The organism is Sphingobium sp. LB126, from assembly GCF_002795205.1.
GTDB classification, from domain to species: Bacteria; Pseudomonadota; Alphaproteobacteria; order Sphingomonadales; family Sphingomonadaceae; genus Sphingobium; species Sphingobium chungbukense.
Window position 1 is genome coordinate 2603857 of the sequence record NZ_NETV01000001.1, and the last position, 25641, is coordinate 2629497.

The following is a 25641-nucleotide window of genomic DNA, read 5'->3' on the forward strand; positions in this document are numbered from 1 at the left end:
ATACATTGAGCCGCTATGAAGAAGAAAACCGCCCAGCCGCCGGTCAAGGGCAGCCCGCCGCGCAAATCCAGCCTGCTCAAAAAGGCCGCCCGCGTCGGGGCGACGGTGGTGGCGGCGCGGGTCGCCGCGGACACTGGCAAGAAGGGCGTGATCGGGTTGCTGGCGGGCATGGGCGCCAAGCGGCTGATCATGCGCTATCCTGCCGGAGCCCTGTTCGTCACCGGCGCCTATATGGCGGGTAAGCTCTATGAGGCGAAGCGGGAAGCGGACCGCAAGCGCAAGACGAACGCCCTGCCCGACAAAAGCGCGCAGCCCATATTGATCGAGGAGGCGCGCAAGGCCCGCAAAGGCTGACGCGCGCGGATTGTCCCTCTTGCAAAATCGCGTCCATGGCGGCACTAGCGGCCATGGCCGACAGCACCTCTATCGAGACGCCCGATTTCAAGCGCCGCGGCGTCCTGTTCGTTCTTTCCTCGCCTTCGGGCGCCGGCAAATCCACCATTGCGCGCAAGCTGCTCGCCGCCGAGCCGGATCTGGCGATGTCGGTATCTGCGACGACGCGGCCGATGCGGCCGGGGGAGGTCGACGGCAAGGATTATCATTTCGTCGATCTGGAGGAATTCCGGCGGATGACCGCCGATCACGAGTTCCTGGAATGGGCGCATGTCTTCGGCCAGCGCTACGGCACGCCCCGCGCGCCGGTCGAGGCGATGCTGAAGTCGGGCCGCGACGTGCTGTTCGACATCGACTGGCAGGGCGCGCAGCAGCTCCACCAGATTGCGGGCGGCGACGTGGTGCGCATATTCATCCTGCCGCCGTCGATGGAGGAACTGGAGCGTCGCCTGCGCGGCCGGGCGACCGACAGCAATGAAGTGATCGAGGGCCGCATGTCCCGCGCCGCCGGAGAAATCGCGCATTGGGACGGCTATGATTATGTCCTGTGCAATGTCGATGCGGACGATTGTTTCCAGCGCGTCCAGACCATCCTGCATGCCGAACGCATGAAGCGTAGCCGCCAGACCGGCCTGATCGGCTTCATCCGCAGGCTGAGCCGCTATCACCAGGAAGATTGAGGCTCACACCGGCTGAAATGTAGGAGCCCAGTCCTGCATTCCGAGCACGTAAATCATTATCCCTCGAAACCCGCCGGATCGGCCCAGTCCGGATGGACCCAGGCCATGGCCTTGAACAAGGTCCCCATGGCGTCGTCCGCAGTCAGCCTGTGGCGGGCGGCCTCCACCTCCTGCGCGCGGCCGGGCGCGGTGCGGCTCAACTGGTCGGCGCGGGCGTCTATGCCGAGGCGGCGCAGGAAATCGCCCTGGCCGACGGTGCGCGACACCCGCAGCCCGGCCTGACGCGCCATATTGCCGATCATGGTGAAATCGACATGGGTGGTAAGGTCGCTCTCTCCGGGTTCCAGAAAGGGGTCGGCGAAACGATGCGCCCTGACCGCCTGAAGCGTGTCGCCGGTCGCCGGGCCTTCATAACCATAGTCGATGATGATCGCCGCGCCGCCCTGCCGCGCGATGCGATGCGCCAGTTCCAGCGCAATGGCCGATCCGGCAAGGGGCATTTCCAGGATCGTGCCGTCCGGCGCATCGGCGGCCATGGCGGGAATGCCTGATTCCACCCGGCGATAACCGGGCATCGGCGCGAACCGGTCGGGCTGGTCGGGATCGGGGCGGACGACCACCCGCTCGCGCCATTCGCTGCCCGTGCGGACAAGCTGGCGCACCGGCAGGGCGTCGAAAAATTCATTGGCGACGACCAGCAGCGGCCCTTGATCGGGCAGGCCGGAAACGGCGTCATGATGGAAGACATTGGGGATCAGGGCCCTTTGCCTTTCGCGCAGGCTGGGGCTGGTTTCGACGAAATGCACACGGGGATGGAGTGCGACGCTGGCCATGGCACGCAGCGCGTCGGAGGCTAATGTGCCACGTCCGGGGCCGAGTTCGACATAGCTCGCCTCCGGGCGGCCGCCCGACCGCATCCAGATGTCGGCCAGGCACAGGCCGACCAGTTCCCCGAACATCTGGCTGATCTCCGGCGCGGTGGTGAAGTCTCCCGCGGCGCCCAGCGGATCGCGGGTGCCGTAATAATGCTGGTTCGCCTCCGCCATATAATGCGCGACGGAGATCGGGCCGCCCGCCGCGATCTGGCGGGCGAGCCGTTCGGCGAGACTCAACTCAACTGACACTCGCGCTGCCTGCGATCGGCTCCACCCTGACCCGGCGTCCCTTGGCGGTGAGGATCAGGTAGAGGCCGCCCAGGATCATCGGCACGCACAGCCACTGGCCCATGTGCAGGCCGGTGCGGGCGGCGAATTCCATGAGCTGCGCGTCCGCCTCGCGGAAATATTCGACGCCGAAGCGGAATATGCCGTAGCAGAAGAGGAAGATGCCAACGAGCATGCCGGGCTTGTAGCGGGCCCGCGTCCGCCAGAAGGCGAAGGCCAGGACCAGGAACAGCACGATGCCCTCGAAAAAGGCCTCGTAAAGCTGGCTCGGATGGCGGGGGAAGGGGCCGCCGGTCGGGAAGATGATCGCCCAGGGCACGTCGGTTTCCTTGCCCCACAATTCCCCGTTCACGAAATTGGCGAGGCGGCCGAAGAACAGGCCGAAGGGGACGCAGCAGGCGACGAAATCATGGATGCGCAGCCACGACAGCTTCTCCTTGCGCGCCATGTAGAGGATGCCGAGCGACACGCCGATCGCGCCGCCATGGAAGGACATGCCGCCGTTCCACAGCTTGAAGATGTCCAGCGGGTGCGCCAGGATTTCGGGCTGGTAGAAGAAGACATAGGCTAGCCGCCCGCCGATGATGATGCCCAGCGTCGCATAGAAGATCATGTCGTCGGCATGACGGCGCGCCATGGGCGATCCGGGCTGGGCGATCAGCTTCAGCAGATACCAGTAGCCGATCAATATGCCCGCCAGATAGGCGAGGCTGTACCATTTCAGCGTGAAGAAGCCGAGGTCGAGCGCGACCGGGCTGAGGCCGAGCTGGTCGAAGCGGATGGCGCCCGAAGCGGCGGCGGCAAGGTCAAGGATCAAGTTGTCGTTCCCCTTGGGAAATTCGGTCCCGCCATAGAGCAGGTTGGGGGGGAGATGAAAGGGGGCGTTTGATGGGCGCCGGTCCGGTCACAGTTCCGCATAATGGGGCGGCACCGGCGGCAGGGTGAAGCGGGCGATACCGCCGCAGAGCAGCAGCAGCGCGATGGCAGGCCCAGCAACGCGCCATCCGCGCAGGGCGGGGCGACCCAGGAACAGCCAGCCAAGCGCCGTCGCCAGCATCGGCCAGAGATGATAGCGCAGGTCCGACGATATGCTGATCCCGACGAAGCTGGCCTCCTGAAACAGGGCGGAGGTGAAGAGGGCCAGCGCCATATCCCTGGCACCTCCGGATGCCATGGCAAGGCTGGCCCACAGGCCCCAGAGGGCGGCTGCGGTCCACAGGATCGGCCATGCCAGGGGTGTTTCCGTCAACCATGCGGCCCATCCCTGCCATGCCGGGACCAGGGGATTGTCAGGATTTGCAAGGCCGACATCATTGGGTTCGGCCCTGGCCGGAGGCGCGGCAAGCGGCCAATGGCGCGGCACCAGCCAGCGTTCGGTCGAGTTGAGATGGACGGCGCGGTGGGTCAGATAAGCGATCGGATGGCGCGCGGCGGCCATGGCGAGTTGGAGATAGAGCGGGCCTATCGGCGCCTTCTCCATTGGGCCGATGGCGGATTGGCATCCCGGCGCGCTACCGAGCGAGTCCCAGAACAGCGGGCGGACACAATCATGTCGCCTCAGTGCCTCGATCGCCGTCATGGAAAGGCCGCTGCCCGTTCCGTCCCCCGTCCGCACGGCGATGCCCGCCAGGTCGTATAGGGGCTGGGTGCGGCGGACGCCGCTGTCCTGCGCGCCGAACAGGCCGTGATTGACCGGCTGGGAAAGGAGCAGGACGGCCGGGATGGCGGCGATCATCACGCCCAGGCGGGCGAGGCCGGATTGCGGCCGTGCAAGCAGCAGCATCGCCAGCGGCACGGTCGAGAAGATTGCATTGGCGCGGACCAGCGTTGCGTAGGCCAGGCAGAGGATGATGAGGATCAGGGCTGGCGTCGGGACGGGCTGGCGGCGCAGGCGGTAATGGCTGACCAGGCCGGTGGCGAGGGCCAGCGCGCCGATCAGCTGGCTGTCCTTGATCACGACGGCGATCCACCCGCTGAGGAAGGGCGTCGCGCCGATGGCAAGCAGGGCGATGGCCCTGCGGCCGCCAAATGTCCGGGCGAGCAGGCCAAGCCCGATCCAATAGGCGCTCAGTTGCAGCACGAACATGGGGGCGGTGCCATGCCGGGCGAAGGGGAGGGTAGACCAGAGTCGGGCCATGACCGGCGGATGCCAGTCGTCATAGCTTCCACTCAGAAGCTGTTGATATTGAACGACGGTGTCGTAACTCGCAATACCCGGCCAGAAGAGGAGCAGGAAGCAGAGCAGCAGCGCCACGGCGATGACGAGCGGCCATGGCCTGGCCGGAGGGACGGCATCCTGAGTGATGGCATCGACGCGCACGCTTCCCCCTTTGAGACCCTGATAGCTGCCCACAATCGTCATCCCTGTCGAGGGGGCGATGACGGGCATCGGATGACAGGCAGGCATTGATTTGCGCCCAGCCTGGATACCGCTCCTGCCTTCGCGGGAGCATATTGCGCTCAGCGGCGGCAATCGGCGTTCATCCGCCCTTTCCCAATCGCCACCCCGCTTGCTCGGGGATGACGCGATCAGTGCGTTCGGCTGGTGACGTTGGCCGTGCCGTCGGCCTGTATTTCGATCAGATGCGCGGTGCCGTCGTTACATTGCGCCTTCCATCCCATGACGCCGTGCCGCACCTCGGTTCGTTCCGATCGGGTGACGGTCGGGCACGCCTCGCCCGAGGCGCGGACAGCGCGCTCCAGCACGCCGTTGCGCTGGGTTTCGTCCAGTCGGGCGACCTGCGCCGCCGCGCCGCTCTCGGGTGCCGCTTGATTGTCGACAGCCGTGATCTTTTCGCTGCTTTCGCCGCAGGCCATCAGGCTGAAGACCCCGGCCAATATCATCCATTTGCGCATGTTCATCCTTTCGCCTGGGCGGCAAACCCGTCCGTCGCCCGGATGAGCGCGTCCAATATGCCGGGTTCGTTGAATGCGTGACCGGCGCCTTCGATCATCTCGAATGTCGCTCGCGGCCAGGCCCGGTGCAGCGCCCAGGCGGTTTCGGCGGGGCAGGCCATGTCGTACCGACCCTGCACGATCACGCCGGGAATGTCCGCCAGCTTGCCCGCATCGCGGAGGAGCTGGTCTTCCTCCAGCCAGCCGCCATGCACGAAATAATGATTTTCGATGCGGGCGAAGGCGAGCGCGAAATCGTCGGCCTCATGGGTGGCGGAGAGCGCCTCATCGGGAAGCAGGCGGATGGTCTCCCCTTCCCACACGCTCCAGGCCTTGGCGGCGGCGATCCGGGCGGCGCGATCGTCCCCGGTCAGGATGCGGCGATAGGCATGGAGCAGGTCGCCGCGCTCCGCCTCCGGAATGGGTGCCACGAAACGTTCCCATTTGTCGGGATAGATGCGGCTGGCGCCATGTTGATAATACCAGTCGATTTCCTGGCGACGGATGGTGAAGATGCCGCGCAGCACCAGTTCGGTCACGCGCCCGACATGCGTCTGGGCATAGCATAGGGCCAGGGTGGAGCCCCAGCTCCCGCCGAAGACCAGCCATTCTTCCACCCCCATCATCTCCCGCAGCCGTTCGATATCGGCGACAAGATGCCAGGTGGTGTTGGCCTCCAGCTCCGCATGGGGGGTGGAGCGCCCGCAACCGCGCTGGTCGAACAGGAGGACGTCATAGCGCGCCGGGTCGAACAGGCGGCGATGATCGGGCGAGATGCCGCCGCCGGGTCCGCCATGCAGGAAGACGGCGGGCTTGGCGCCGGGCGTTCCAGCGCGCTCCCAATAGATGCGGTGGCCATCTCCCACATCGAGATGGCCGGAGGCAAAGGGTTCGATCGGGGGATAAAGCGTGCGCATGAGCCAAGGTGTAGAAAGTCTGGCGGGCAATGCAATCGACAGTGGCCCGATCCGTTTGACCGCAAGCAACGGGATGACAGGGGACAGGCACGGCGCCACTCTGGCGGACATGGACCTGTCAGACCTCGACCGATACGGCGCCGTGCGCCTGCCCGCCTTGCTTTCCCCGGATCGATGCACGGAGATGATCGCATTGTGGGACCGACCGGACCTCTTCCGCAAGGAGGTGGTGATGGCGCGGCATGGTTATGGCAGCGGACGTTACCGCTATTTCGGCTATCCCCTTCCCGAACCTGTCGCGGCCTTGCGGGAGGCACTCTATCCTGCGCTCGCCAGCCAGGCGAATCGCTGGGCGGAGATGCTGGGGAGGGGTGACATCTATCCCGCGCGCCACGCCGATTTCCTGAAGACAGGCTCGCTGGGCGGGCAGGACAAGGCGACGCCGCTACTGCTGCGTTATGAGACAGGGGACTGGAATGCCCTGCATCAGGATGTCTATGGGCCGCATGTCTTTCCGCTTCAGGTGGCAATCCTGCTTTCCGAGCCCGGTCGCGACTTTACCGGCGGCGCCTTCGTCCTGACCGAACAGCGGCCCCGCATGCAGTCGCGACCTGAAATCGTGCCGCTAGGTCAGGGTGACGCGGTGGTATTCCCTGTGCGTGATCGGCCGGTGACCGGCGTTCGCGGTGTGCATCGGGTACAGATGCGGCACGGTGTCAGCCGGTTGCTTTCCGGGGTACGTTATACGCTGGGCATCATTTTTCACGATGCCGCATGATTTTTCCGATTACATTTTGCGACAAATCCTTATCGGCCTTGCCAGAATTTTGCGACAACTCCCGCCTAGAGAGGGATGCGTCAGGGTCCTGGATTTAGGGGTGAAAAGTGCGCCGTTCCTTCACATGTCTTCTGTTTCCGTTGATGATGAGTGCAGCGCCGGGCGCGTTGATGGCGCAGACGCAGGAACCGAAAGGGCCGGCGGGACAGATGGACGATGCCGACGAGATCGTCGTCACCGGCCAGCCTGAGCGCGGCGCGGTCGCCGGCAATATCAAGCCGGAACAGCAGCTTTCCCCCGCCGATGTCCGCGCTCTGGGCGTCACCTCGATCGCCGAGATGATCACGGAACTGTCGCCGCAGACCAATGGCAGCCCGGTGGTCCTGCTCAACGGCAAGCGGATTTCGAGCTTCTCGGAGATCCAGGACATCCCCTCCGAAGCGGTGGCGCGGGTCGACATCCTGCCCGAACAGGTGGCGCTCAGCTATGGCTATGCGCCGACGCAGAAGGTGGTGAACATCGTCCTGCGCCAGCGTTTCCGCGCTGAGACGGTGGACCTGCGCGCGGGCACGACCACGGAGGGCGGGCGCGACAATGGATCGGCGGAAGGCGGGCTGCTGCGCATAAGGGGGGATAATCGCTTCACCCTGAACATGCAGTACAAGACCGCCGCGTCGCTGCTGGAAAGCGAACGCGGGGTTGTGCCGACGGTGCAGGGCGATCGGGCCAACCAGCAATCGGGCCTCTCCGCATTTCTGGTCGGCGAGAACGCCATGACCGGCGCGGAACTGGCCCACCACCGCACGCTCAGCCCGGCGACCGAGAGCTTCGCCACCAATGCGACTCTGGCCCGCGCGCTGGGCAAGGTGTCGATGACCGTGAACGGGCGGCTGGAACTGTCGGACAGCGACAGCCTGCAAGGGTTCGAGGCGGAGCAATTGACGCTGGCGGCGGGCAACCCCTTCTCGCCTTTCGCCGATCAGACGAGCTTCTATCGTTATCTGCGGCAGGCGGGCGTGCTGGGGCAGCAGGTCAAGGGCACGACCGGCCATGTCGGCGTGACGCTGAACGGGCTGCTGGGCGGCGGCTGGCAATGGTCCTTCACCGGCAATGGCGATTATTCCAGCACCCGCACCTCCACCGATCGCGGCATCGGTCAGGACGCGATCCAGAATGCCATCGACGGCGGTGCCGATCCCTTCGGCAGTTTCGTGGCCGATCTCTTCTCCACCCATGTGATCGATCGGGCGAAGGCCGAGTCCCAGGCCATACAGGGCGATCTGCTGCTGTCCGGTTCGCTGTTCGACCTGCCCGCCGGGGCGGTGACGACAGCGGTGCGCCTGGGCGGATCGGCCAATGGCTTCGATAGCTGGTCGATCCGGTCGGGCGTGGAGCGCAACAGCAGTTACAGCCGGGAAATCGGCAGCGGGCAGATCAGCCTGGACATGCCGATCACCAGCCGGTCGAAGGGTGTGCTGGGCGCGGTGGGCGACATCGGCGTCAATGTGAATGCGGCGGCGCAGCATTATTCCGATTTCGGCACGCTTTCGACCCTGGGCTACGGCGTGCGCTGGCGGCCGGTGCCCGCCGTGCAATTGCTGATGTCGGCCAATCAGGACCGCGCGGCACCGACCGGGCAACAGATCACCGATCCGTTGATTTCAACGCCCAACGTGTCCGTGTTCGATTACCGGACAGGCCAAACCGTCTTCGTTACTCAGATCAGCGGCGGCAATGCCGACCTTAAAGAGAGCGTACGGGATCAGTTCCGTTTGAGTGCTACGATCAAGCCTTTCGAGAAACCGAATCTGACGCTCACCGCGACCTATACCAACAGCCGGACGAGAAATCCGATTTCGGCTTTCCCGACGCCGACACCTGCGATCGAAGATGCCTTTGAGGATCGCTTCAGGCGTGATTGCTATAGCTGTATGTTGACTCAGATCGACGCGCGGCCGGTCAATTATCTGCGATCGCAGAGCGAGCAGTTGCGCTGGGGTTTCGACCTTTCCATCCCGCTGAAATCGCACATCCAGAAAGTGATCGAGGCGTGGCGCGCGGCGGGCGCCAAGCCCGAGGAACGGCCCAAGGAATTGCAGGATTTGCGCAGCCTGTTCGGCAATCGCGGGCCGGGCGGAGGGCAGGCCGGGGGGCAGGGCGGCCAGCCGCCACAAGGTCAGGAGGGCGGTGACCGGCCGCGCGGTGAGGGCGATCAAGGCAATTCCGGCGGTTTTGGCGGAGGTGGCCAGCGCGGCCCCGGCGGCGGCTTCGGCGGGCCGGGCGTCTTTGGCGGCGGCGGACGCGGCCCTGGTGGCGGTGGCGGCCGGTTGAGCTTCAGCCTCTATCACACCTGGCATTTCACCGAGAGCATCCTGATCGCGCCGGGCGTGCCGGAACTGGATCTGCTGAACGGTGACGCCACCGGATCGTCGGGTGGCCAGCCGCGGCATGAGCTGAATGCGCGGGTCGGCTATACCAATAACGGCCTGGGCGCGCGGTTGAGCGTCGATTGGGAGAGCGGCACCCATGTCGATGGCGCACTGAGTGGAACGGCGGGCGGGGCTTCGCGGCTGGACTTTGGCAGCCTGGCAACGGTGGACCTGCGGCTTTTCGCCAATCTGGGGCAGATGCCCTCACTGGTGAAGGCGCACCCCTTCCTGCGGGGAGCGCGCGTGTCGATCGGCATCGACAATCTCTTCAACCAACGGCGCAGCGTGACCGATGCGACCGGAATGACGCCGGTGCGTTACCAGCCGGGCTATCTCGATCCGCTGGGGCGGGCGGTGACGATCAGCTTCCGCAAGCTGTTCTTCTGACGGATTTAAGCCGGTTCCTCCCGGTCCGTTATGATCGTCATGACAGATCGGGAAAGGTCCGGGGCATGAAACCGATACGGATAGTGGTGGTCGACGATTCCTTGACCATCCGTGCGATGATCGAAACGCTGCTGGAGCGCGACCGGCGTTTCGAAGTGGTGGGGATCGCCCGCGACGGGGACGAGGTGATCGATCTTGTCCGGCTGCACCGGCCCGATGTGGTGACGCTGGACGTCGCCATGCCGGGGAAGGACGGCATGACCATCCTGGACGAGATCATGGACATGGACCCGCGCCCCGTCATCATGCTGTCCAGCCTGATGCGCGACGGGGCGCCGATTACCGCGGAAGCGTTGGATCGCGGTGCAGCCGCCTGTTTCAACAAGGCGATGATCGCGCGTGAGGCGGCCAAATTCATCGGGCTGATCAAGGATGTAGCGCGCGGCATGGTGCAGGTTCAGCCCGTGATGCTGGCGGCCTGAACGGGCCTTGGTAAAGCCCGCGGCTTTCGCGGCCTTTTTGTCGTCCGCAAAAGGAGCTGCCGATTGCCGTGCCCAACAAAAAAGCCGCCCGGTGAGGGCGGCTTTTCTGTTCAGTCCGATGCTGAGGCTCAGGCTTCTTCGGCCGGAGCTTCTTCGGCTTCCACGGCGATCTCGCCGGGTTCCGCATTCGGATCATAATCTTCGGTGAAGCCAGCCTCGTCCTTTTCGAACAGGTCGGCCATCACGTCGACGCCCTGCGCCTGAAGGTCAGCCTCTTCCGGAGAGCGGGCGACGTTCACCGTGATGGTGACGGCGACTTCGGGGTGCAGCGCGACCTTGACCTCGAACACGCCGAGCGTCTTGATCGGGCGTTCCAGAACGACCATCGCCTTGGTGACGTTGGTGACGCCATCGGCGTGGAGGGCTTCGACGACGTCACGGACGGCGACCGAACCATAGAGGTGGCCGGCGTTGGACGACTGGCGGATCAGGACGATCTGCTTGCCGTTGACGCCTTCGGCAGCCTTTTCGGCGTCGGAGCGGCGGGCGGCGTTGTCGGCTTCGATCTTCGCGCGGTTGGCTTCGAACACCTTCTTGTTGGCGGCGTTCGAACGCAGCGCCTTCTTGTTGGGCAGCAGATAGTTACGGGCGTAACCGTCCTTCACGGTGACGACGTCACCGATGGCGCCCAGCTTCTCGATCCGTTCAAGGAGAATGATTTCCATGAGTCTTACTCCCTCACTTCACGATGTAGGGCAGCAGGCCCAGATGACGGGCGCGCTTGATGGCCTGGGCCAGCTCGCGCTGCTTCTTGGCGGAAACCGCGGTGATGCGGCTGGGGACGATCTTGCCGCGCTCGGACACGAAGCCCTGGAGCAGACGAACGTCCTTGTAATCGATCTTCGGCGCATCCTTGGCGGCGAAGGGGCAGCTCTTGCGGCGGCGGAAAAACGGGCGTGCCATGTTTCAGATCTCCTTATTCGCCAGCCGGGGCTTCTTCGCGCTCACGGCGCGGGCCACGATCGCCACGATCTTCACGCGGACCACGGTCGCCGCGCGGACCGCGCTCGGCGCGTTCCTGCTTGCGCATCATGACCGACGGACCGGCTTCCAGCTCATCGACCTTGATGGTCATGTAGCGGATGATGTCTTCGTTGATCTGGGTCTGGCGCTCCAGTTCCGCAACGACACCGGCGGGGGCGTCGATGTTCAGCATCACATAGTGCGCCTTGCGGTTCTTGGCGATCTTGTACGCGAGGCTGCGCAGGCCCCAGGTTTCCACCTTGGTCACCTTGCCAGCATTTTCCTCGACGATCTTGGTGGCGGTTTCCGCCAGAGCGTCCACCTGCGCCTGTGCCAGATCCTGGCGCGCAAGGAACACATGCTCGTAAAGAGCCATGGGTATTGCCTCATCTCTTGGCCGATCGCTGACGCCCACCCCATGTGGAACGCCCCTCCGGCTGTCGTCTCAAGCATTCTTCCACGCGGCCGCGAGTCACCCCGGGTCGTGCGAAGCGGCGCCTATGACGGAAATATAGGGGAAAGGCAAGGGCGGATTGGCGCAGGAGGGGAGCGCAATTTTGCCGTTCGGGCTGATCTTGTCGAAGCCCTTTTCTTCTTTAATCTCGGTTGCACGGATGGAAGTGAAGGGCTTCGACAGGCTCGGCCCGAACGGAGGGAGGCATCTTATGGCGGTCGGGATCGCGGCACTGTCGCTGATATTGCTGATGATCGCGGCCTATCGGGGGATGAGCGTCATAGTGATGGCGCCGCTGCTGGCGATGCTGGCGGTGTTCCTGACCGATCCCGCCGCCGTGCCCACAGTCTTTTCGGGCCTTTTCATGGAAAAGGTCGGGAGCTTCCTGAAACTCTATTTCCCGGTGTTCCTCCTGGGCGCGCTGTTCGGCAAGCTGATCGAGATTTCGGGCTTTTCGCGTGCGATCGTGACGGCGGTGGTCCGGCTGGTCGGGGCGAGGCAGGCGATCCCGGCGATCATGCTGGTGACGGCGCTGCTGACCTATGGCGGGGTTTCGGTCTTCGTGGCGGTGTTCGCCGTCTATCCCTTCGCTGCCGAGATGTTCCGGCAGGGCAATATTCCCAAGCGGCTGGTGCCCGCGACGATCGGCCTTGGCGCCATCACCTTCACCATGGATGCGATGCCTGGGACGCCGCAGATCCAGAATATCATCCCGACCAGTTTCTTCGGGACTACCGCCTGGGCGGCGCCGGTGCTGGGGCTGATCGGGTCCCTGTGCATCACGGGGTTGGGGTTGACCTATCTGGGCTGGCGCAAAGCCAGGCTTATGGCGGCGGGAGAGGGCTATGGCGCGCCGGAGACGCTGGTGAACGAGCCGGAAGCCGTGGCCGGTGAGCAGGGCGGGGTGCATCCGCTGATCGCACTGCTGCCTTTGCTGGTGGTCGGTCTGGGCAATCTGGCGCTGACCATGATGATCCCGCGCATGGTGCCGGGGGAAGAAATCGGTGTGTCGCTGATCGGCCTGTCCGAGCCGGTGACGGTGAAGGTGGCTCAGGTGGCGGCGCTCTGGGCCGTGGAGGGCGCGCTGCTGGCGGGGATCGCGACGATCCTGCTCTTCGCTTTCCGGCCGGTGGCCCGGCGCTTTGCCGATGGGTCGAAAGCGGCCGTGGGCGGAGCCCTGCTGGCGGGGATGAACACGGCGGTCGAATATGGTTTCGGGGCGGTGATCGCGGCGCTGCCGGGCTTTCTGGTGGTGAAGGAGGCGCTGAAGGCGGTGCCCAATCCGCTGGTGAATGAGGCGATCACCGTGACGTCGCTGGCCGGGATCACGGGATCGGCCTCGGGCGGGCTGTCGATCGCGCTGGCGGCGATGGCGGAGCAGTTCACGGCGGCGGGCGATGCGGCCGGAATCCCGCGCGAGGTGCTGCATCGGGTCGCATCGATGGCAAGCGGGGGCATGGACAGCCTGCCGCATAATGGGGCGATCATCACCCTGCTGGCAGTGACGGGATTGACCCATCGGCAGGCTTACAAGGATATTTTCGCGCTGACGCTGATCAAGACCTTCACCGTGTTCGTGGTGATCGCGGTCTATTATCTGACGGGGCTGGTATAGAAAAGACGCCCCGGAGACCCGGCTCCGGAGCGTCTTTTGGTTTAGCGGATCGCGCCGGTGATGATCGAGGCGATGATGCCGCTGGTGATCGCGACCAGGACCGCGTCATTGCCCGACCGGACCCAGTGATAGCCCCGCGGCGGGGCCTTCAGACGGTAGCCGCGATAATTGTCGATGACGCGATAATTGTGCGCGTAGCGGCGGTCGAAGCGCTGTCCCTTGGCCCAGCGGCGGTGATCGTCCTTGCGGACCACGGTCTTCTGCTTGACCACCATGCGGCCGTGCGGGCCTTGCTTGACGATGCGGGTTTCCTCGCGATGCGGCGCGGCCTGCGCCTGCGCGGTGATCATCGGGCTGGCGACCATCGTGGTGGCGGCCAGGGCCATCAGAAACTTCTTCATCATGTCGTTGCTCCTTGCTTCGATTTCTGCGCCGCTGTCCGGCGTTGAAATCAGATTTAGGAGGGGCCTGTCGCAGGGATGTGTCGCGGCATGGCGGAGTTTGTCGAAAAGTGTAACGGAAACGGATTTAGTCTGAATATCTGTTCATGAACGATTATTTCCCAGGGAAAGATGCTTGCCGCATGACTGTACGGAATGTGGCGAGCCATGCAGGATCTTGCCGGTCATTCATGACGCAGCGCGTCGATCGGGTTGAGCGCGGCGGCACGGCGAGCGGGGAAATAGCCGAAGACGACACCGATGGCGGCGGAAAAGAGGAAGGCGATCAGGTTCACCTTGACGTCGAAGATGAAGGGCACCTGCATCAGCGGGGCGATGGCGAGCGAGGCTATCAGCGCCAGGAACAGACCGATCAGGCCGCCAAGGCAGGAGAGGACGATGGCTTCGACCAGAAACTGCATCAACACCTCGCGGGCGACGGCGCCGATGGCGAGGCGGATGCCGATCTCGCGGGTGCGCTCGGTCACGGAGACGAGCATGATGTTCATGATGCCGATGCCCCCGACCAACAGGGATATCGCCGCCACCGCCGCCACGATCTGCGTCAATATCGTGGTGGTGCCGGTCAGCGTGTCGCTGATCTGCTTGGTGTCGAAGACGTTGAAATTATCCTCCGCGCCCGGCTTCACCTTGCGCCGTTCGCGCATCAGTTCCTCAAGGCTGGTCTGCACAGTGCTGGTGTCATAGGCGTCGTCGACCGCGACCATGATCTGGCTGATGTCGCGGTCGCCGGTGAAGCGGCGCTGGACGAACTTGATGGGCATGACGACGACATCGTCCTGATCGCCGAAGCCGCCCTGTCCACGCGTGGCCAGCGCACCGATGACCTGGCAGGAAACACCCTTGATGCGTATCCGCTTGCCGACGGGGTCATTGCCCTGGAAGAGATTGGTGCGGACCGTGTTGCCGATGATGCAGACGGGTTTCCCCGCCTCCTCCTCCTCCGACATGAAGAGGCGGCCGGTGTCGGCTTTCCAGCTTTGCACCTCGAAATAGGCGGCGGTGGTGCCGTAGACGGTGGTCGACCAGTTGCTGCCCTCGTAGATGGCCGTGCCGCTCGACTGGACCATGGGGGCGACGGCGCGGACGCCGGTGAGCTGGTTTTCTATCGCCGCAAGATCGGCGGGCTTGAAGTCCGGGGGGCGCGGACCGCCGCCGCCGCGGCCGAATCCCTGGCCAGGGCGAAGTTGCAGGACGTTGGCGCCCAGCGAACTGATCTGTTCGCGCACGGCGGCCGTGGCCCCGTTGCCCAGCGTCACCATGGTGACGACCGCCGCCACGCCGATGATGATGCCGAGCGTGGTGAGGAAGCTGCGCAGCTTGTGCCGGTTGATCGCGCGGAAGGCGAGGATGACGGTGGTGCCCAGCATCAGGCCTTCACCCCATATTCGATGCTCTCCACAAGACCGTCCTTGAAGTGGACGATGGTACGGGCGAAGGCGGCCATGTCGGGTTCATGCGTCACCATCAGCACGGTGATCCCGCTGTTGCGGTTGAGATCGGTCAGCAGTTCCATGATCTCCACCGAGCGTTCCGAATCGAGATTGCCGGTCGGCTCGTCGGCCAGCAGCACGTCGGGCTGGGTCACGATGGCGCGCGCGATGGCGACGCGCTGCTGCTGCCCGCCGGAAAGCTCGGCGGGCGTATGGTCCCACCAGTCCTTCAGGCCCACCTTGTCGAGCGCGGCCATGCCGGAATCATACCGTGTCTTCTTGTCTTCCCCCGATAGAGCAAGGGAAGTTCGACATTCTCCAGCGCCGTGGTGCGCGAGAGCAGGTTGAAGCCCTGGAACACGAAGCCGAGATAGCGGCGGCGCAGCAGGGCGCGCTGGTCGCGGTCGAGCCGTTCGACATGGCGGCCCTTGAACAGGAATTCGCCGCCCGATGGTACGTCGAGGCAGCCCAGAATGTTCATCGTCGTCGACTTGCCGGACCCGGAAGGTCCCATCACTGCCACGAAATCACCCTGTGCGATGTCGAGATCGATGCCCTTCAAGGCCTGGAAGGCGGTGGGCCCCGAGCCGTAGACCTTGGTCACGCCGCGCAGGGAGATGATAGGATCGTCGGCCATCCGATCACGTTCCGCCGTTGCGGCCGGTGCCGCGCGGTTCCATCGTCCGGGACTGTGGCGGCTGAGGGGTGAGGGGTGCGGTTTCCGGCTTCGAATCGCCGGAATTTCCAAGCTTTCCGACCGTCGCGGGGCTGCCGTCGGTGGAGCGGTCGCGGGGCTTGCCGTCCCGTGATCCGCCATCCGTTGCCTGATCCTCTGCTGGAGCCTGCTGGCCGCTGGCGAGCTGGCCGGTGATGACGCGCATGCCGGGCTTGAGGTCGCCGCCGGTGATGACCGTACGTGCGCCGTCGCTGGCGCCGACGGTCACTTGCACCGCCTTGGGATCGCCGTCTGCTCCCACGATATAGACGGTCTGGCTGCTGCCGATGCCGAAGCTGACCTGACGGCTGGCGCCGCCACGGCGGAAGCGGCGGGGACCGGGGACGATCTGGCTGGTGATGCCGCCGTCCCTGTTGCCCGCGCTGGGCTTGAAACGGAGGGCGCTGTTGGGGACCAGCAGCACGTCATGCAGTTCCTGCGTCACGATGTCCGCCGTGGCCGTCATGCCGGGGCGCAGGATTTCCTGTTCATTGTCGACCGAGAGCACCGCCGTATAGGCGACGACCGTGCCGCTGGTGCTGCTGGCCGTGCTGCCGCTCGATGAGGAAGAGGAGCTGCTGCTGGCGCTGTTCGAACCGACATTGACCCGCGTCACCTTGGCGGGGAACGTGCGGCCGGGAAAGGCATCGACCGAGAAATTGGCGCTTTGGCCTTCCTTCACCTGGCCCACGTCCGCTTCGTCGACCGAAACCTCCACCTCCATCTTGGTGAGGTCCTCCGCGATGGTGAAGAGGACCGGGGCGTTGAGGGAGGCGGCGACGGTCTGGCCCGGTTCGATGTCGCGCGAAAGGACGACGCCGGTGACGGGCGAAACGATCTGGGCGATGGAAAGGTTGGTCTGGGCGGTCGAAAGCTGCGCCTGCGAGACGCGAACCTGGGCCTGCGCCGAACGGAGGTTGGCGAGGGCGGAGCTGTAATCGGCGCGGGCCGCATCCAGTTCGGTCTTCGCGGGCACGCGGCCGCCGGAGAGCTTGAAGACGTTGAGTTGGCGGTCGAGGGTCGCTTTGGCGAGCGCGGCCTGCGCCTGTGCCTGCGCGACGCTGGCCTCCGAAGAGGCGACCTGCGCGCGGGTCTGGTTGATCGTGTCGACCAGGCGGCGGGTGTCGAGTTCGGCTAGCTTCTGTCCCTTGGTCACGCGGTCGTTGACGTCGACATAGACCGCCGTGATCTTGCCCGACTGTTCGGAGCCGACATCGACCTGGTTGATGGGCTTGAGGTTCCCGGTGGCGGAGACGGAGACGGTGAGGTCGCCCTGGCGCGCCTCCCGCGTCGCATAATTGGGCTTGTCTTCGCCCGCGAAGCAGCGCGCGAGCAACAATATCAGGATCAGCAGGATGATCCCGATGCCGCCCCGGATCGCCCATTTGCGCCACGGTTTTTCGGGTTTCGCGCCCAGAAAGTCGTCGAGGCCCTGATCGGTCGTCACATCATTGCTCATTGTTTTTGCTCATTGGGGGACGATTTTTCCATATCCTGCCAGCCGCCGCCCAGCGCATTGTAGAGCTGGGCGATCGCGAGCACCTCGTCCGATTGCGCGGCGGCCAGGCTGTTGCGCGCGCTCAGAAGCGTGTTTTCGGTCTGGGAAAGCGTCTGGAAGTCGATCAGGCCGGACTGATACTGGCTGCGGGCCATGATCGCGGCATTGTTCGAGGCTTCGTAGGCGGTGGCGAACGCGGCCTTGCGGGCGCGGGCGCTGGAGAGGGATGCCATGGCGTTCTCCACATCCTCCAGCGCGGTCAGCACGGACTGCTTATAGGCGGCGAAGGCGCCCTCGGTGGCGGCCCTTTGCGAGCGGACTTGCGAGGCGAGGCGGCCGCCGTCGAAGATCAGTTGCGCGACATTGGCGAAGATGCCGCCGGTGATCAGGCTGAACAGGTCCTTGAAGCTGTTCGACGTGGTGCCGATGTTGCCGCTGATCCCGAGCGAGGGATAAAGTTGCGCCTGCGCCACGCCGATCCGGGCCGTGGCGGCGGCGAGCGCACGCTCGGCGGAGCGGACGTCGGGTCGCTGGCGCAGCGTGTCGGCGGGGATGCCGACGGCGATCTGTGTCGAAGCGGTCGGGATCGGTGCGGGGGTTTCGAGGGTGCGGGTGGCCTCGCCCGGCGCCTGTCCGGTGAGGACGGCGATGCGGTTGAGGCTGCCCCTCAGGCTGGCTTCCAGTTGCGGGATGGTGGCGTTGGTCTGGGCGAGTTGCGCCTTGGCCTGCTGCTCGTCCAGCGATGAGACGAGGCCCGCCTGAAGCCGCCAGACGGCGATCCTGTAATTATCCTGCTGGATCGCCTGCGTTTCGCGGGCGACGCGCAACTGTTCCTGTGCCAGACGCGCCTGAACATAATTGGTGACGAGTTCGGAGATGATCGTCATCCGCACATTGGCGAGGTCATAGCCCGAAGCGGCAAGATCGGCGCGGGCGGCCTGCGCGGAGCGGGAGAGTTCGCCGAACAGGTCGACCTGCCAGCTTGCATTGGCGCCGACCGAATAGCTGCTCGACCAGTTGGAGGAACCGCCGCCTATCGGATTGCCGCTGGGGTCGAGGCGTCCGCCGGCATCCTGGTTGCTGTAATTGCGCCCGCCGCTGGCCGAGCCGTTCACTTGCGGAAGGAAAGCCGCCCTTGCCTGGCGCAGCGATTCCCGCGCCTGACGGAGCCGTGCCTGAGCCTGCACAATGTCGAGATTGTTGGCGATCGCCCGGTCGATGAGCCCGCTGAGCGTCGGATCGCCAAGGCGCGTCCACCAGCTGGCAAGGCCGGCTTCATCGACAGCCCCGGTTTCGCCCTGGCTGTAAACGGGAGGCACGCCGAGCGTGGCGGGAGCGGGGGCGCGATAGTCAGGGCCCGCCGCGCAGGCCGACAGGGTCAGCGCCGTTCCCGTGATCCATCCAATGCGATATCGCACCTTTTCCTTATACTCCGTCATCGTTAAAGGCGGTCGTCCAGAGAGAAGTGCCGAAATGGGCCGGGGGGCTCAACGGCATTTGTGTCTCAAAGTGTAACGACTTTGAAAAATTGCGCTTTTGGAAAAGCGCGCGTGTCAGAAGGTGGATGATGAGGGCATTTCTTTTTCCGGGACAGGGCAGCCAGTCGGTCGGCATGGGCAAGGCGCTGGCCGATGCGAGCCCGGCCGCGAAGGAGCTGTTTCAGGAGGTCGATGACGCTCTGTCGCAGCATTTGTTCCGCATCATGGTGGAAGGGCCGGAAAGCGACCTGACGCTGACGGAAAATGCGCAGCCCGCGATCATGGCGAACGCGCTGGCGACCCTGCGGGTGATGCAGAGGGAGGGCGGTTTTTCGCTGGCCGAGAAGGGCGATTTCGTCGCCGGGCACTCGCTGGGCGAATATAGCGCGCTCTGTGCGGCGGAGGCGTTCGACATCGGCACCACGGCGAAGCTGCTCAAGCTGCGCGGCCGGGCCATGCAGGCGGCCGTGCCGGTGGGCGAGGGCGCCATGGCGGCGCTGCTGGGCGCCGACATCGAGAAGGCGCAGGCGCTGGCCGACGCGGCGGCCGAGGGCGAGGTCTGCACCGTCGCCAATGACAACGACCCGACGCAGGTGGTGATTTCCGGCCATCGCGGCGCGATCGAGCGTGCGGTGGCGCTGGTCAAGGATCATGGCATCAAGCGCGGCGTGCTGCTGCCGGTGTCGGCGCCCTTCCACTGCCCGCTGATGCAGCCCGCCGCCGAGGCGATGGAGGAGGCCCTGGCCAAGGCGGCGATCAACACGCCGCTGCTGCCGGTCTATGCCAATGTGCTGGCCAGCGCGATCGCCGATCCGGAAGAGATCAAGCTGCGGCTGGTGGAGCAGGTGACGGGCCGGGTGCGCTGGCGCGAATCCGTTGCCGCCATGTGGGACGCGGGCGTGACCGAATTCGTCGAGCTGGGCGGCAAGGTGCTGGGACCGATGGTGAAGCGCATCGCGCCCGACGCGACCGTGCGCAGCATCGTGACGATGGACGATATCGAGGCGGCGCTGGCCGCTTTCTGAACGGAATCAAAGGATAAGAGACATGTTCGATCTGTCAGGCATGACCGCGCTGGTGACCGGCGCTTCGGGGGGCATCGGGTCCGCCATTGCCAGGGCGCTGGCGGCGCAGGGCGCCACGCTCGCCCTTTCGGGGAGCAATGAGGAGAAGCTGAAGGCTTTCGCGGCGGAATTGGGCGGCGATCACAAGATTCTCGTGTGCAACCTCTCCGATCCGGCGGCGGTCGACGCGCTGGTAGGGCAGGCGGTCGAGGCGCTGGGCGGCAAGATCGACATCCTCGTCAACAATGCCGGCATCACCCGCGACAACCTCATCCTGCGCATGAAGGACGAGGAATGGTCGGACGTGATCTCCGTCAATCTGGAGGCGGCGTTCCGGCTCGCCCGCGCGGCCGCCAAGCCGATGATGAAGGCGCGTTTCGGTCGCATCATCTCCATCACCTCGGTCGTGGGCGTGACGGGCAATCCGGGACAGGCCAATTATGCCGCGTCCAAGGCCGGCATCATCGGCATGTCCAAGTCGCTGGGCCAGGAATTGGCGAGCCGGGGCATCACCGTCAATTGCGTGGCGCCCGGCTTCATCCGGTCGGCCATGACCGACGCGCTCAACGATGCGCAGAAGAGCGCGATTCTCACCAGGATTCCGGCGGGCGACCTGGGCGCGGGCGAGGATATCGGCGCGGCCGTCGTCTATCTGGCGAGCAGGGAAGCCGGTTATGTCACCGGCCAGACCCTGCACGTCAATGGCGGCATGGCGATGATTTGAAGGCGCGGGAGAGATGAATTATTCCATCTCTTTCGTGATTTCGTCAAAAATTTTGGGCATTTGCAAAGCTCTCGCCCTGTGCCATCGGGGTCAGGGAGTCGAATGCAGGCGAGCGGGTGTGCGTTTCCCGATTGTCTCTTGCCTCTTGCCTCTGTAGGGGCTTGCCTCTAGGGCTTTGCCTTAACAGATATTCAGAACCATCAACGATACCCAGTAAAAAGGACCACTCATGAGTGAGACCGCGGATCGCGTAAAGAAAATCGTCGTCGAGCATCTGGGCGTCGAAGCCGAAAAGGTAACCGAGGATGCGAGCTTCATCGACGATCTGGGCGCTGACAGCCTGGATATCGTCGAGCTGGTGATGGCGTTCGAGGAAGAATTCGGCGTCGAAATCCCTGACGATGCGGCCGAGAAGATCGCCACCGTCAAGGATGCCATCGATTATATCGACAGCAAGCAGTAAGAGCGTCGGGCGGCCTGTCTGAAAACAGATGGCCGCTGCGTTTCAAAGGGAATGGCTCCTCCTGTCCGGCAAAAACCGGGTCTTGGGGAGCCTTTTCGTATCTGGTCCCCGTTCACAAGACCGTCTTGAATGGCTAGATGAGCGGCGTTGAGCCAAAGAGAATTTTCGGAGCAAGCATATGCGTCGTGTTGTCGTCACCGGCCTTGGCATGGTCAGCCCGCTCGGCGGGGATGTGGAAACGACCTGGAAGAACATCATCGCGTCCAAATCCGGCGCGGCGACGATCACGCGCTTCGACGCCAGCGAATATAAATGCCGTATCGCCTGCGAAGTGAAGCCGGCCGATCATGAATATGGCTATGATGCGGGGCTGGATGTCGATCACAAGATCCAGCGACAGGTGGACCCGTTCATCGTCTATGGCATTTCCGCCGCCAGCCAGGCACTGCGCGATGCGGGCCTCGACAATATGAGCGAGGAAGAGCGGCTGCGCGCCGGTTGCTCGATCGGTTCGGGCATCGGTGGACTGCCGGGCATCGAGAGCGAATCGCTGGTGTTGGCCAACAAGGGGCCGGGCCGCGTGTCGCCGCACTTCGTCCATGGACGGCTGATCAATCTCATCTCGGGCCAGGTTTCGATCAAATATGGCCTGATGGGGCCGAACCATGCGGTCGTGACGGCCTGCTCGACGGGTGCGCATTCGATCGGCGACGCTGCGCGCATGATCGCGATGGACGATGCCGACGTCATGTTGGCGGGCGGCGCGGAAGGTGCGATCTGCCCGATCGGCATTGCCGGGTTCGCGCAGGCCCGGGCGCTGTCGACCGCCTTCAACGATCAGCCGGAAAAGGCTTCGCGCCCCTATGACGTCAACCGTGACGGCTTCGTCATGGGCGAGGGCGCGGGCGTGGTCGTGCTGGAGGAATATGAGCGGGCCAAGGCGCGCGGCGCGAAAATCTATGCCGAAGTCATCGGCTATGGTCTGTCGGGCGATGCCTATCACGTCACCGCCCCCCATCCGGAAGGCAATGGCGGTTACCGCTCGATGGAAATGGCGCTCAAGAAGTCGGGCCTTTCGCTGGCCGACATCGATTATGTGAACGCGCATGGCACTTCGACGCCTTTGGGGGACGAACTGGAACTGGGCGCGGTGAAGCGTCTGTTCGGCGAGCATCTCAGCACCATGTCGATGAGTTCGACCAAGTCGGCCATCGGCCACTTGCTGGGCGGCGCGGGCGCGGTGGAGAGCATCTTCTGCATCCTGGCGTTGCGCGACCAGATCGTGCCGCCGACGCTCAACCTCGACGAGCCGAGCGAAAGCTGCAAGGGCGTGGACCTGGTCCCGCACGTCGCCAAGGAGCGCAAGGTGCGCGCGGTGCTGAACAATTCGTTCGGTTTCGGCGGGACCAACGCGTCGCTGATCATGAAGGCGGTCTGAGACGAGACGGATGCGACGGCTTGGCTGGTCCATATTGCTGATCGGCCTGGCCGTCACGGCCTTCGTGGCATTCCGTTTCGTTCATGGATGGACGGAGGCGGGGCCCGCGACCAGGGATGTGACGGTCGTCGTGCCCGATGGCGCGACGCTCGCCGATGCCGCCGTGCTGCTCAAGCAGAAGGGCGCGGTGCGCTCCGCCGACGCTTTCCTGACCCGCGCCAAGGTCTTCGGACGCGGCAAGTCGATCAAGGCGGGCGAATTCCTGATCCCCAAGGGCGCCAGCAACAGCGACATCTTCAGGATATTGGGCGGCGGCAAGACGCTGACCCGGCTGGTGACCATACCGGAGGGGATGCCATCGATCCTCGTCTATGAACGACTGAAGGCAAATGAGGAGCTGACCGGCGATATAGCGGTGCCCGAAGAGGGCAGCGTGATGCCCGACAGCTATGCCTTCGACAAGGGCGAGAGCCGGGCGGCGGTGTTGAAGCGCATGCAATCCGCTATGGACAAGGCGCTGGAGAAGATGTGGGCGGAGCGGGCGCCCAACGCAGTTGCCAGGACACCGGAAGAGGCGATCATCCTTGCCAGTATCGTGGAGAAGGAAACAGCCGTGCCATCGGAGCGGCCGACCGTGGCCGGGGTCTATGGCAACCGCCTGAAGGCGCGCATGATGTTGCAGGCGGACCCGACGATCATCTATCCGATCACCAGGGGAAAGCCGTTGGGGCGGCGGATCAAGAAGTCGGAGATCGCGGCGGTCAACGACTATAACACCTATGCGATGACCGGGCTGCCGAAGGGGCCGATCGCCAATCCGGGGCGGCTGTCGATATTGGCGGTGCTGCATCCGGCGGAGACGAAGGCGCTCTACTTCGTCGCGGATGGCAAGGGCGGGCATATCTTTGCCGACACGCTGCAAGAGCATAATGAGAATGTGCGCAAATGGTTCGAGATCCGGCGCGCGCGCGGCGAGCTGTAAGTTTTCCTTTTCTTCGGTAAAGCAAGGATTGCCAAACCGGAAGGGCGCGCTTAGATGGGCGTCAGCATCAAGAGTTGGGGCGACGCCCAACGCCAACCTGCCGATCCGGGCAAGGTGGCACTCCCGAAGGGAGGATGTGGCCGATCCGGCAACCAAGCGGACCCAAGCCACATCGTCAGCGTCGCTCCGGAACAAGGAATGACGTGAAGTGCCGATCAAGATAGCCGACGACCTGCCCGCCCGCCGCACGCTGGAGGCCGAGGGTGTCGACGTCATGCGTGAGGTCGATGCCGTGCGGCAGGACATCCGCCCGTTGCGGATCGCGCTGCTCAACCTCATGCCGAACAAGATCAGCACGGAAACGCAGCTCGCCCGGTTGCTGGGCGCGACGCCGCTACAGGTGGAACTGACCTTGGTGCGAATCAGCGACCATGTGTCGCGCAACACGTCCGCCGACCATATGGCGTCCTTCTACCGCCCCTGGACCGATGTGCGGGACGAGCGGTTCGACGGCTTCATCATAACAGGAGCGCCGGTGGAAACGCTGCCCTTCGAAGAGGTGAGCTATTGGGATGAATTGCGGGCCATTTTCGACTGGACCCAGACCCATGTCCACCGCTCCCTCAGTATCTGCTGGGCGGCGCAGGCGGCGCTGCATCATTTCCATGGCGTGGAGAAACATGCGCTGGAACGGAAGGCGTTCGGTGTATTCCGCCATCACAATCATGTGCCTTCGTCACCCTGGATGCGGGGCTTTTCGGATGATTTCTGCGTACCCGTGTCACGCTGGTCCGAAGTGCGGCGGGCTGACATTCCTGAAGGGCGGGGTTTGCAGATATTGGCCGAAAGCGATGAATCGGGCCTCTGTCTGATCGGTGATCCGGGGCGCGGCTTCCTGCACATGTTCAATCATCTGGAATATGACACGCTGACGCTGGCCGACGAATATGCCCGCGATGGGGCCGGGCAGTTGCCGGCCCATTATTTCCCCGGCGACGATCCGGCGCAGCCGCCGCTGAATCATTGGCGCAGCCATGCGCATCTGCTGTTCGGCAATTGGATCAACGAAATCTACCAGACCGTTCCCTTCGATCTGGGCGCGGTCGGACAGCCGGCGCTGACCGCAGCCTAACGCAGGATGCGCTTGGCGAGCTGGGTGCTGGCATAGCGCCACTGGAAGATCGCGATGACCAGGATCACCGCCGGGAAGATCGCGGCCGTGAAGCCCTTCACCGCCAGCAGGTCGGTATGGATGAAGCTGTAGCCGAACTGCACGATCACGCCGACGATGGAAATGAGGAACAGGGGCGCCGCGGCGGCCTTGCGGAGCAGCAGCATGATAGCGCCCAATGAACCGGCACCCACCGCGATCGCATAGGCTGCCCAGACCCAGACGGGCATGGCCGCGAAAATGCGGGCGGTGTAGGGATCGGTCTTCGCCAATTGGTCGAGGTCGGCGCTATATTGCAGGATGAAGGCGATGGCGCCCATCAGGTTCCAGAGCAGCAATATGATCCCGATGGCCCGGAAGGATCGCGGTGCAGTCATGGCAGTTCCCCCGTTGTCGGCGGCCGGCCTGTCGGCGCCGCTCGTGCGGATCATAGCGCCGGGCGGGATTTTGCGAAAGGAGAAGCCGGTCCTTGGCTGCTGAGACTCGGATGGCGCCGATCATCGTGACGGCATTGATGGGTGCGGCGGATTTCGGCTGGGCCGAAGGCTTGCGCCGGGCCCATTTTCCGCCTGATCGCAACTTGGTCCCGGCACATATCACATTGTTCCATCATCTGCCGCCCTCGGCCCTGGAGGAATTGGCGCGGCGGTTGAAACAACTCTGCGCAGGTTTGCCGCCCGCTGCGAGCCTGACCGAAGTGATGTTGTTGGGGCGGGGCGTCGCCTATCGGGTGGAAAGCCCCGAACTGATGGCGATGCGCGAGGAACTGGCGGAAGCCCTGGCCGGCCTGCTGATGCCGCAGGATCAGGGACGGCCGCGCTTTCACGTCACGGTACAGAACAAGGTCGAACCAGCCCAGGCCAGGGCGCTCGCAGCCGAATTGCGGCAAGATTTCTGCCCACGGCCGCTCGCGATCGCGGGCCTTGCGGCCTGGCATTATCGCGGCGGACCCTGGGAATTGGCGATGAAGGCCAGCTTTCGGAGCTGACCTTCGCCAC

The 25641-nt window shown here is 64.5% G+C and carries 26 protein-coding genes, 1 pseudogene and 1 riboswitch; of the genes and pseudogenes, 13 read left to right on the forward strand and 14 right to left on the reverse strand.

All coding sequences use genetic code 11. From position 1 onward, the window contains the following. Nucleotides 1–15: 15 nt before the first annotated feature. Nucleotides 16–354 (forward strand): hypothetical protein, encoded by a 339-nt coding sequence (locus tag CAF53_RS12755; RefSeq protein WP_046763353.1) that lies wholly within the window; start codon nucleotides 16–18, stop codon nucleotides 352–354. A 53-nt stretch (nucleotides 355–407) separates the two neighbouring features. Further along, nucleotides 408–1073 carry a guanylate kinase gene (gene gmk / locus CAF53_RS12760; RefSeq protein WP_046763661.1) on the forward strand — a complete coding sequence of 222 codons (666 nt, stop codon included), beginning with the start codon at nucleotides 408–410 and terminating at the stop codon, nucleotides 1071–1073. Between the two features lie 56 nt (nucleotides 1074–1129). Here the strand turns inward: gmk and CAF53_RS12765 are convergent, their stop codons facing one another. The 5 genes from CAF53_RS12765 to pip all read right to left on the reverse strand — a co-directional run bounded on the left by CAF53_RS12765 (nucleotide 1130) and on the right by pip (nucleotide 6048). Then, nucleotides 1130–2197, reverse strand: coding sequence for an SAM-dependent methyltransferase (locus CAF53_RS12765; protein WP_100238242.1), 1068 nt, complete (start codon nucleotides 2195–2197; stop codon nucleotides 1130–1132). Continuing rightward, nucleotides 2187–3053, reverse strand: coding sequence for a prolipoprotein diacylglyceryl transferase (gene lgt, locus CAF53_RS12770; RefSeq protein ID WP_100238243.1), 867 nt, complete (start codon nucleotides 3051–3053; stop codon nucleotides 2187–2189). Before lgt ends, CAF53_RS12765 begins: the two co-directional genes overlap by 11 nt. An 87-nt stretch (nucleotides 3054–3140) precedes the next feature. Next, nucleotides 3141–4643: a hypothetical protein gene (locus CAF53_RS12775; RefSeq protein WP_242443437.1), complete on the reverse strand. Its 1503-nt coding sequence runs from the start codon at nucleotides 4641–4643 to the stop codon at nucleotides 3141–3143. Nucleotides 4644–4765: 122 nt separating this feature from the next. Continuing rightward, nucleotides 4766–5092, reverse strand: a complete 327-nt coding sequence (locus CAF53_RS12780; protein WP_046763659.1) for a hypothetical protein — start codon at nucleotides 5090–5092, stop codon at nucleotides 4766–4768. A 2-nt stretch (nucleotides 5093–5094) separates the two neighbouring features. Next, complete coding sequence (gene pip / locus CAF53_RS12785) at nucleotides 5095–6048, reverse strand: prolyl aminopeptidase (protein ID WP_100238244.1); 954 nt, start codon at nucleotides 6046–6048, stop codon at nucleotides 5095–5097. A 73-nt stretch (nucleotides 6049–6121) separates the two neighbouring features. Here pip and CAF53_RS12790 point away from each other — a divergent pair, with 73 nt between their 5' ends. From CAF53_RS12790 to CAF53_RS12800, 3 genes are all read left to right on the forward strand, one after another. Continuing rightward, nucleotides 6122–6826 carry a 2OG-Fe(II) oxygenase gene (locus CAF53_RS12790; RefSeq protein ID WP_100238805.1) on the forward strand — a complete coding sequence of 235 codons (705 nt, stop codon included), beginning with the start codon at nucleotides 6122–6124 and terminating at the stop codon, nucleotides 6824–6826. A 107-nt stretch (nucleotides 6827–6933) separates the two neighbouring features. Further along, nucleotides 6934–9642, forward strand: coding sequence for a TonB-dependent receptor (locus tag CAF53_RS27550; protein WP_197707408.1), 2709 nt, complete (start codon nucleotides 6934–6936; stop codon nucleotides 9640–9642). A 65-nt stretch (nucleotides 9643–9707) separates the two neighbouring features. Then, a complete protein-coding gene (locus CAF53_RS12800) occupies nucleotides 9708–10124 on the forward strand; it encodes a response regulator (protein WP_100238245.1) in 417 nt (138 codons plus the stop codon). Between the two features lie 128 nt (nucleotides 10125–10252). Here CAF53_RS12800 and rplI read toward each other — a convergent pair whose 3' ends face one another. From rplI to rpsF, 3 genes are read right to left on the reverse strand one after another with little or no spacing between them, the layout of a single operon-like run. Next, nucleotides 10253–10849 (reverse strand): 50S ribosomal protein L9, encoded by a 597-nt coding sequence (rplI, locus tag CAF53_RS12805; RefSeq protein WP_100238246.1) that lies wholly within the window; start codon nucleotides 10847–10849, stop codon nucleotides 10253–10255. Between the two features lie 13 nt (nucleotides 10850–10862). After that, the gene (gene rpsR, locus CAF53_RS12810) at nucleotides 10863–11087 is read right to left on the reverse strand and encodes a 30S ribosomal protein S18 (protein WP_004212076.1); all 225 of its coding nucleotides are present in this window, start codon (nucleotides 11085–11087) and stop codon (nucleotides 10863–10865) included. 13 nt (nucleotides 11088–11100) lie between these two features. Continuing rightward, nucleotides 11101–11523, reverse strand: coding sequence for a 30S ribosomal protein S6 (gene rpsF, locus CAF53_RS12815; RefSeq protein ID WP_100238247.1), 423 nt, complete (start codon nucleotides 11521–11523; stop codon nucleotides 11101–11103). Nucleotides 11524–11812: 289 nt separating this feature from the next. Between rpsF and CAF53_RS12820 the strand changes: the two genes are divergently transcribed. Then, a complete protein-coding gene (locus tag CAF53_RS12820) occupies nucleotides 11813–13216 on the forward strand; it encodes a GntP family permease (protein ID WP_100238248.1) in 1404 nt (467 codons plus the stop codon). Between the two features lie 41 nt (nucleotides 13217–13257). Here the strand turns inward: CAF53_RS12820 and CAF53_RS12825 are convergent, their stop codons facing one another. From CAF53_RS12825 to CAF53_RS12845, 5 genes and pseudogenes are all read right to left on the reverse strand, one after another. Next, nucleotides 13258–13620: an RcnB family protein gene (locus CAF53_RS12825; protein WP_046763344.1), complete on the reverse strand. Its 363-nt coding sequence runs from the start codon at nucleotides 13618–13620 to the stop codon at nucleotides 13258–13260. Between the two features lie 221 nt (nucleotides 13621–13841). Continuing rightward, nucleotides 13842–15047 carry an ABC transporter permease gene (locus CAF53_RS12830; protein WP_100238249.1) on the reverse strand — a complete coding sequence of 402 codons (1206 nt, stop codon included), beginning with the start codon at nucleotides 15045–15047 and terminating at the stop codon, nucleotides 13842–13844. Continuing rightward, a pseudogene (locus CAF53_RS12835) lies at nucleotides 15047–15747 on the reverse strand (ABC transporter ATP-binding protein). Before CAF53_RS12835 ends, CAF53_RS12830 begins: the two are co-directional and overlap by 1 nt. Before the next feature lie 4 nt (nucleotides 15748–15751). Next, nucleotides 15752–17284: an efflux RND transporter periplasmic adaptor subunit gene (locus CAF53_RS12840; RefSeq protein WP_100238250.1), complete on the reverse strand. Its 1533-nt coding sequence runs from the start codon at nucleotides 17282–17284 to the stop codon at nucleotides 15752–15754. Next, entirely contained in the window at nucleotides 17281–18762 is a 1482-nt protein-coding gene (locus CAF53_RS12845) for an efflux transporter outer membrane subunit (RefSeq protein ID WP_100238251.1), read from the reverse strand. Before CAF53_RS12845 ends, CAF53_RS12840 begins: the two co-directional genes overlap by 4 nt. Nucleotides 18763–18890: 128 nt before the next feature. On the opposite strand from CAF53_RS12845, the gene fabD reads away from it, so the two are divergent. The 6 genes from fabD to metA all read left to right on the forward strand — a co-directional run bounded on the left by fabD (nucleotide 18891) and on the right by metA (nucleotide 24604). Further along, nucleotides 18891–19826: an ACP S-malonyltransferase gene (gene fabD, locus CAF53_RS12850; RefSeq protein WP_046763656.1), complete on the forward strand. Its 936-nt coding sequence runs from the start codon at nucleotides 18891–18893 to the stop codon at nucleotides 19824–19826. 22 nt (nucleotides 19827–19848) lie between these two features. Next, nucleotides 19849–20589: a 3-oxoacyl-[acyl-carrier-protein] reductase gene (fabG, locus tag CAF53_RS12855; protein ID WP_046763340.1), complete on the forward strand. Its 741-nt coding sequence runs from the start codon at nucleotides 19849–19851 to the stop codon at nucleotides 20587–20589. Between the two features lie 229 nt (nucleotides 20590–20818). After that, nucleotides 20819–21052, forward strand: coding sequence for an acyl carrier protein (locus tag CAF53_RS12860; protein WP_007689016.1), 234 nt, complete (start codon nucleotides 20819–20821; stop codon nucleotides 21050–21052). Between the two features lie 178 nt (nucleotides 21053–21230). After that, a complete protein-coding gene (fabF, locus tag CAF53_RS12865; protein WP_046763339.1) occupies nucleotides 21231–22490 on the forward strand; it encodes a beta-ketoacyl-ACP synthase II in 1260 nt (419 codons plus the stop codon). 10 nt (nucleotides 22491–22500) lie between these two features. Beyond that, the gene (mltG, locus tag CAF53_RS12870) at nucleotides 22501–23472 is read left to right on the forward strand and encodes an endolytic transglycosylase MltG (protein ID WP_046763338.1); all 972 of its coding nucleotides are present in this window, start codon (nucleotides 22501–22503) and stop codon (nucleotides 23470–23472) included. Between the two features lie 59 nt (nucleotides 23473–23531). Next, nucleotides 23532–23638, forward strand: a riboswitch (SAM-I-IV-variant riboswitch). Nucleotides 23639–23680: 42 nt separating this feature from the next. Then, nucleotides 23681–24604: a homoserine O-succinyltransferase gene (gene metA / locus CAF53_RS12875; protein WP_046763337.1), complete on the forward strand. Its 924-nt coding sequence runs from the start codon at nucleotides 23681–23683 to the stop codon at nucleotides 24602–24604. Here metA and CAF53_RS12880 read toward each other — a convergent pair. Next, nucleotides 24601–25020 carry a sugar transporter gene (locus tag CAF53_RS12880; RefSeq protein ID WP_100238806.1) on the reverse strand — a complete coding sequence of 140 codons (420 nt, stop codon included), beginning with the start codon at nucleotides 25018–25020 and terminating at the stop codon, nucleotides 24601–24603. The genes metA and CAF53_RS12880 overlap by 4 nt on opposite strands. A gap of 110 nt (nucleotides 25021–25130) precedes the next feature. Here CAF53_RS12880 and CAF53_RS12885 point away from each other — a divergent pair, with 110 nt between their 5' ends. Next, complete coding sequence (locus CAF53_RS12885) at nucleotides 25131–25631, forward strand: 2'-5' RNA ligase family protein (protein WP_100238252.1); 501 nt, start codon at nucleotides 25131–25133, stop codon at nucleotides 25629–25631. Nucleotides 25632–25641: the final 10 nt, after the last annotated feature.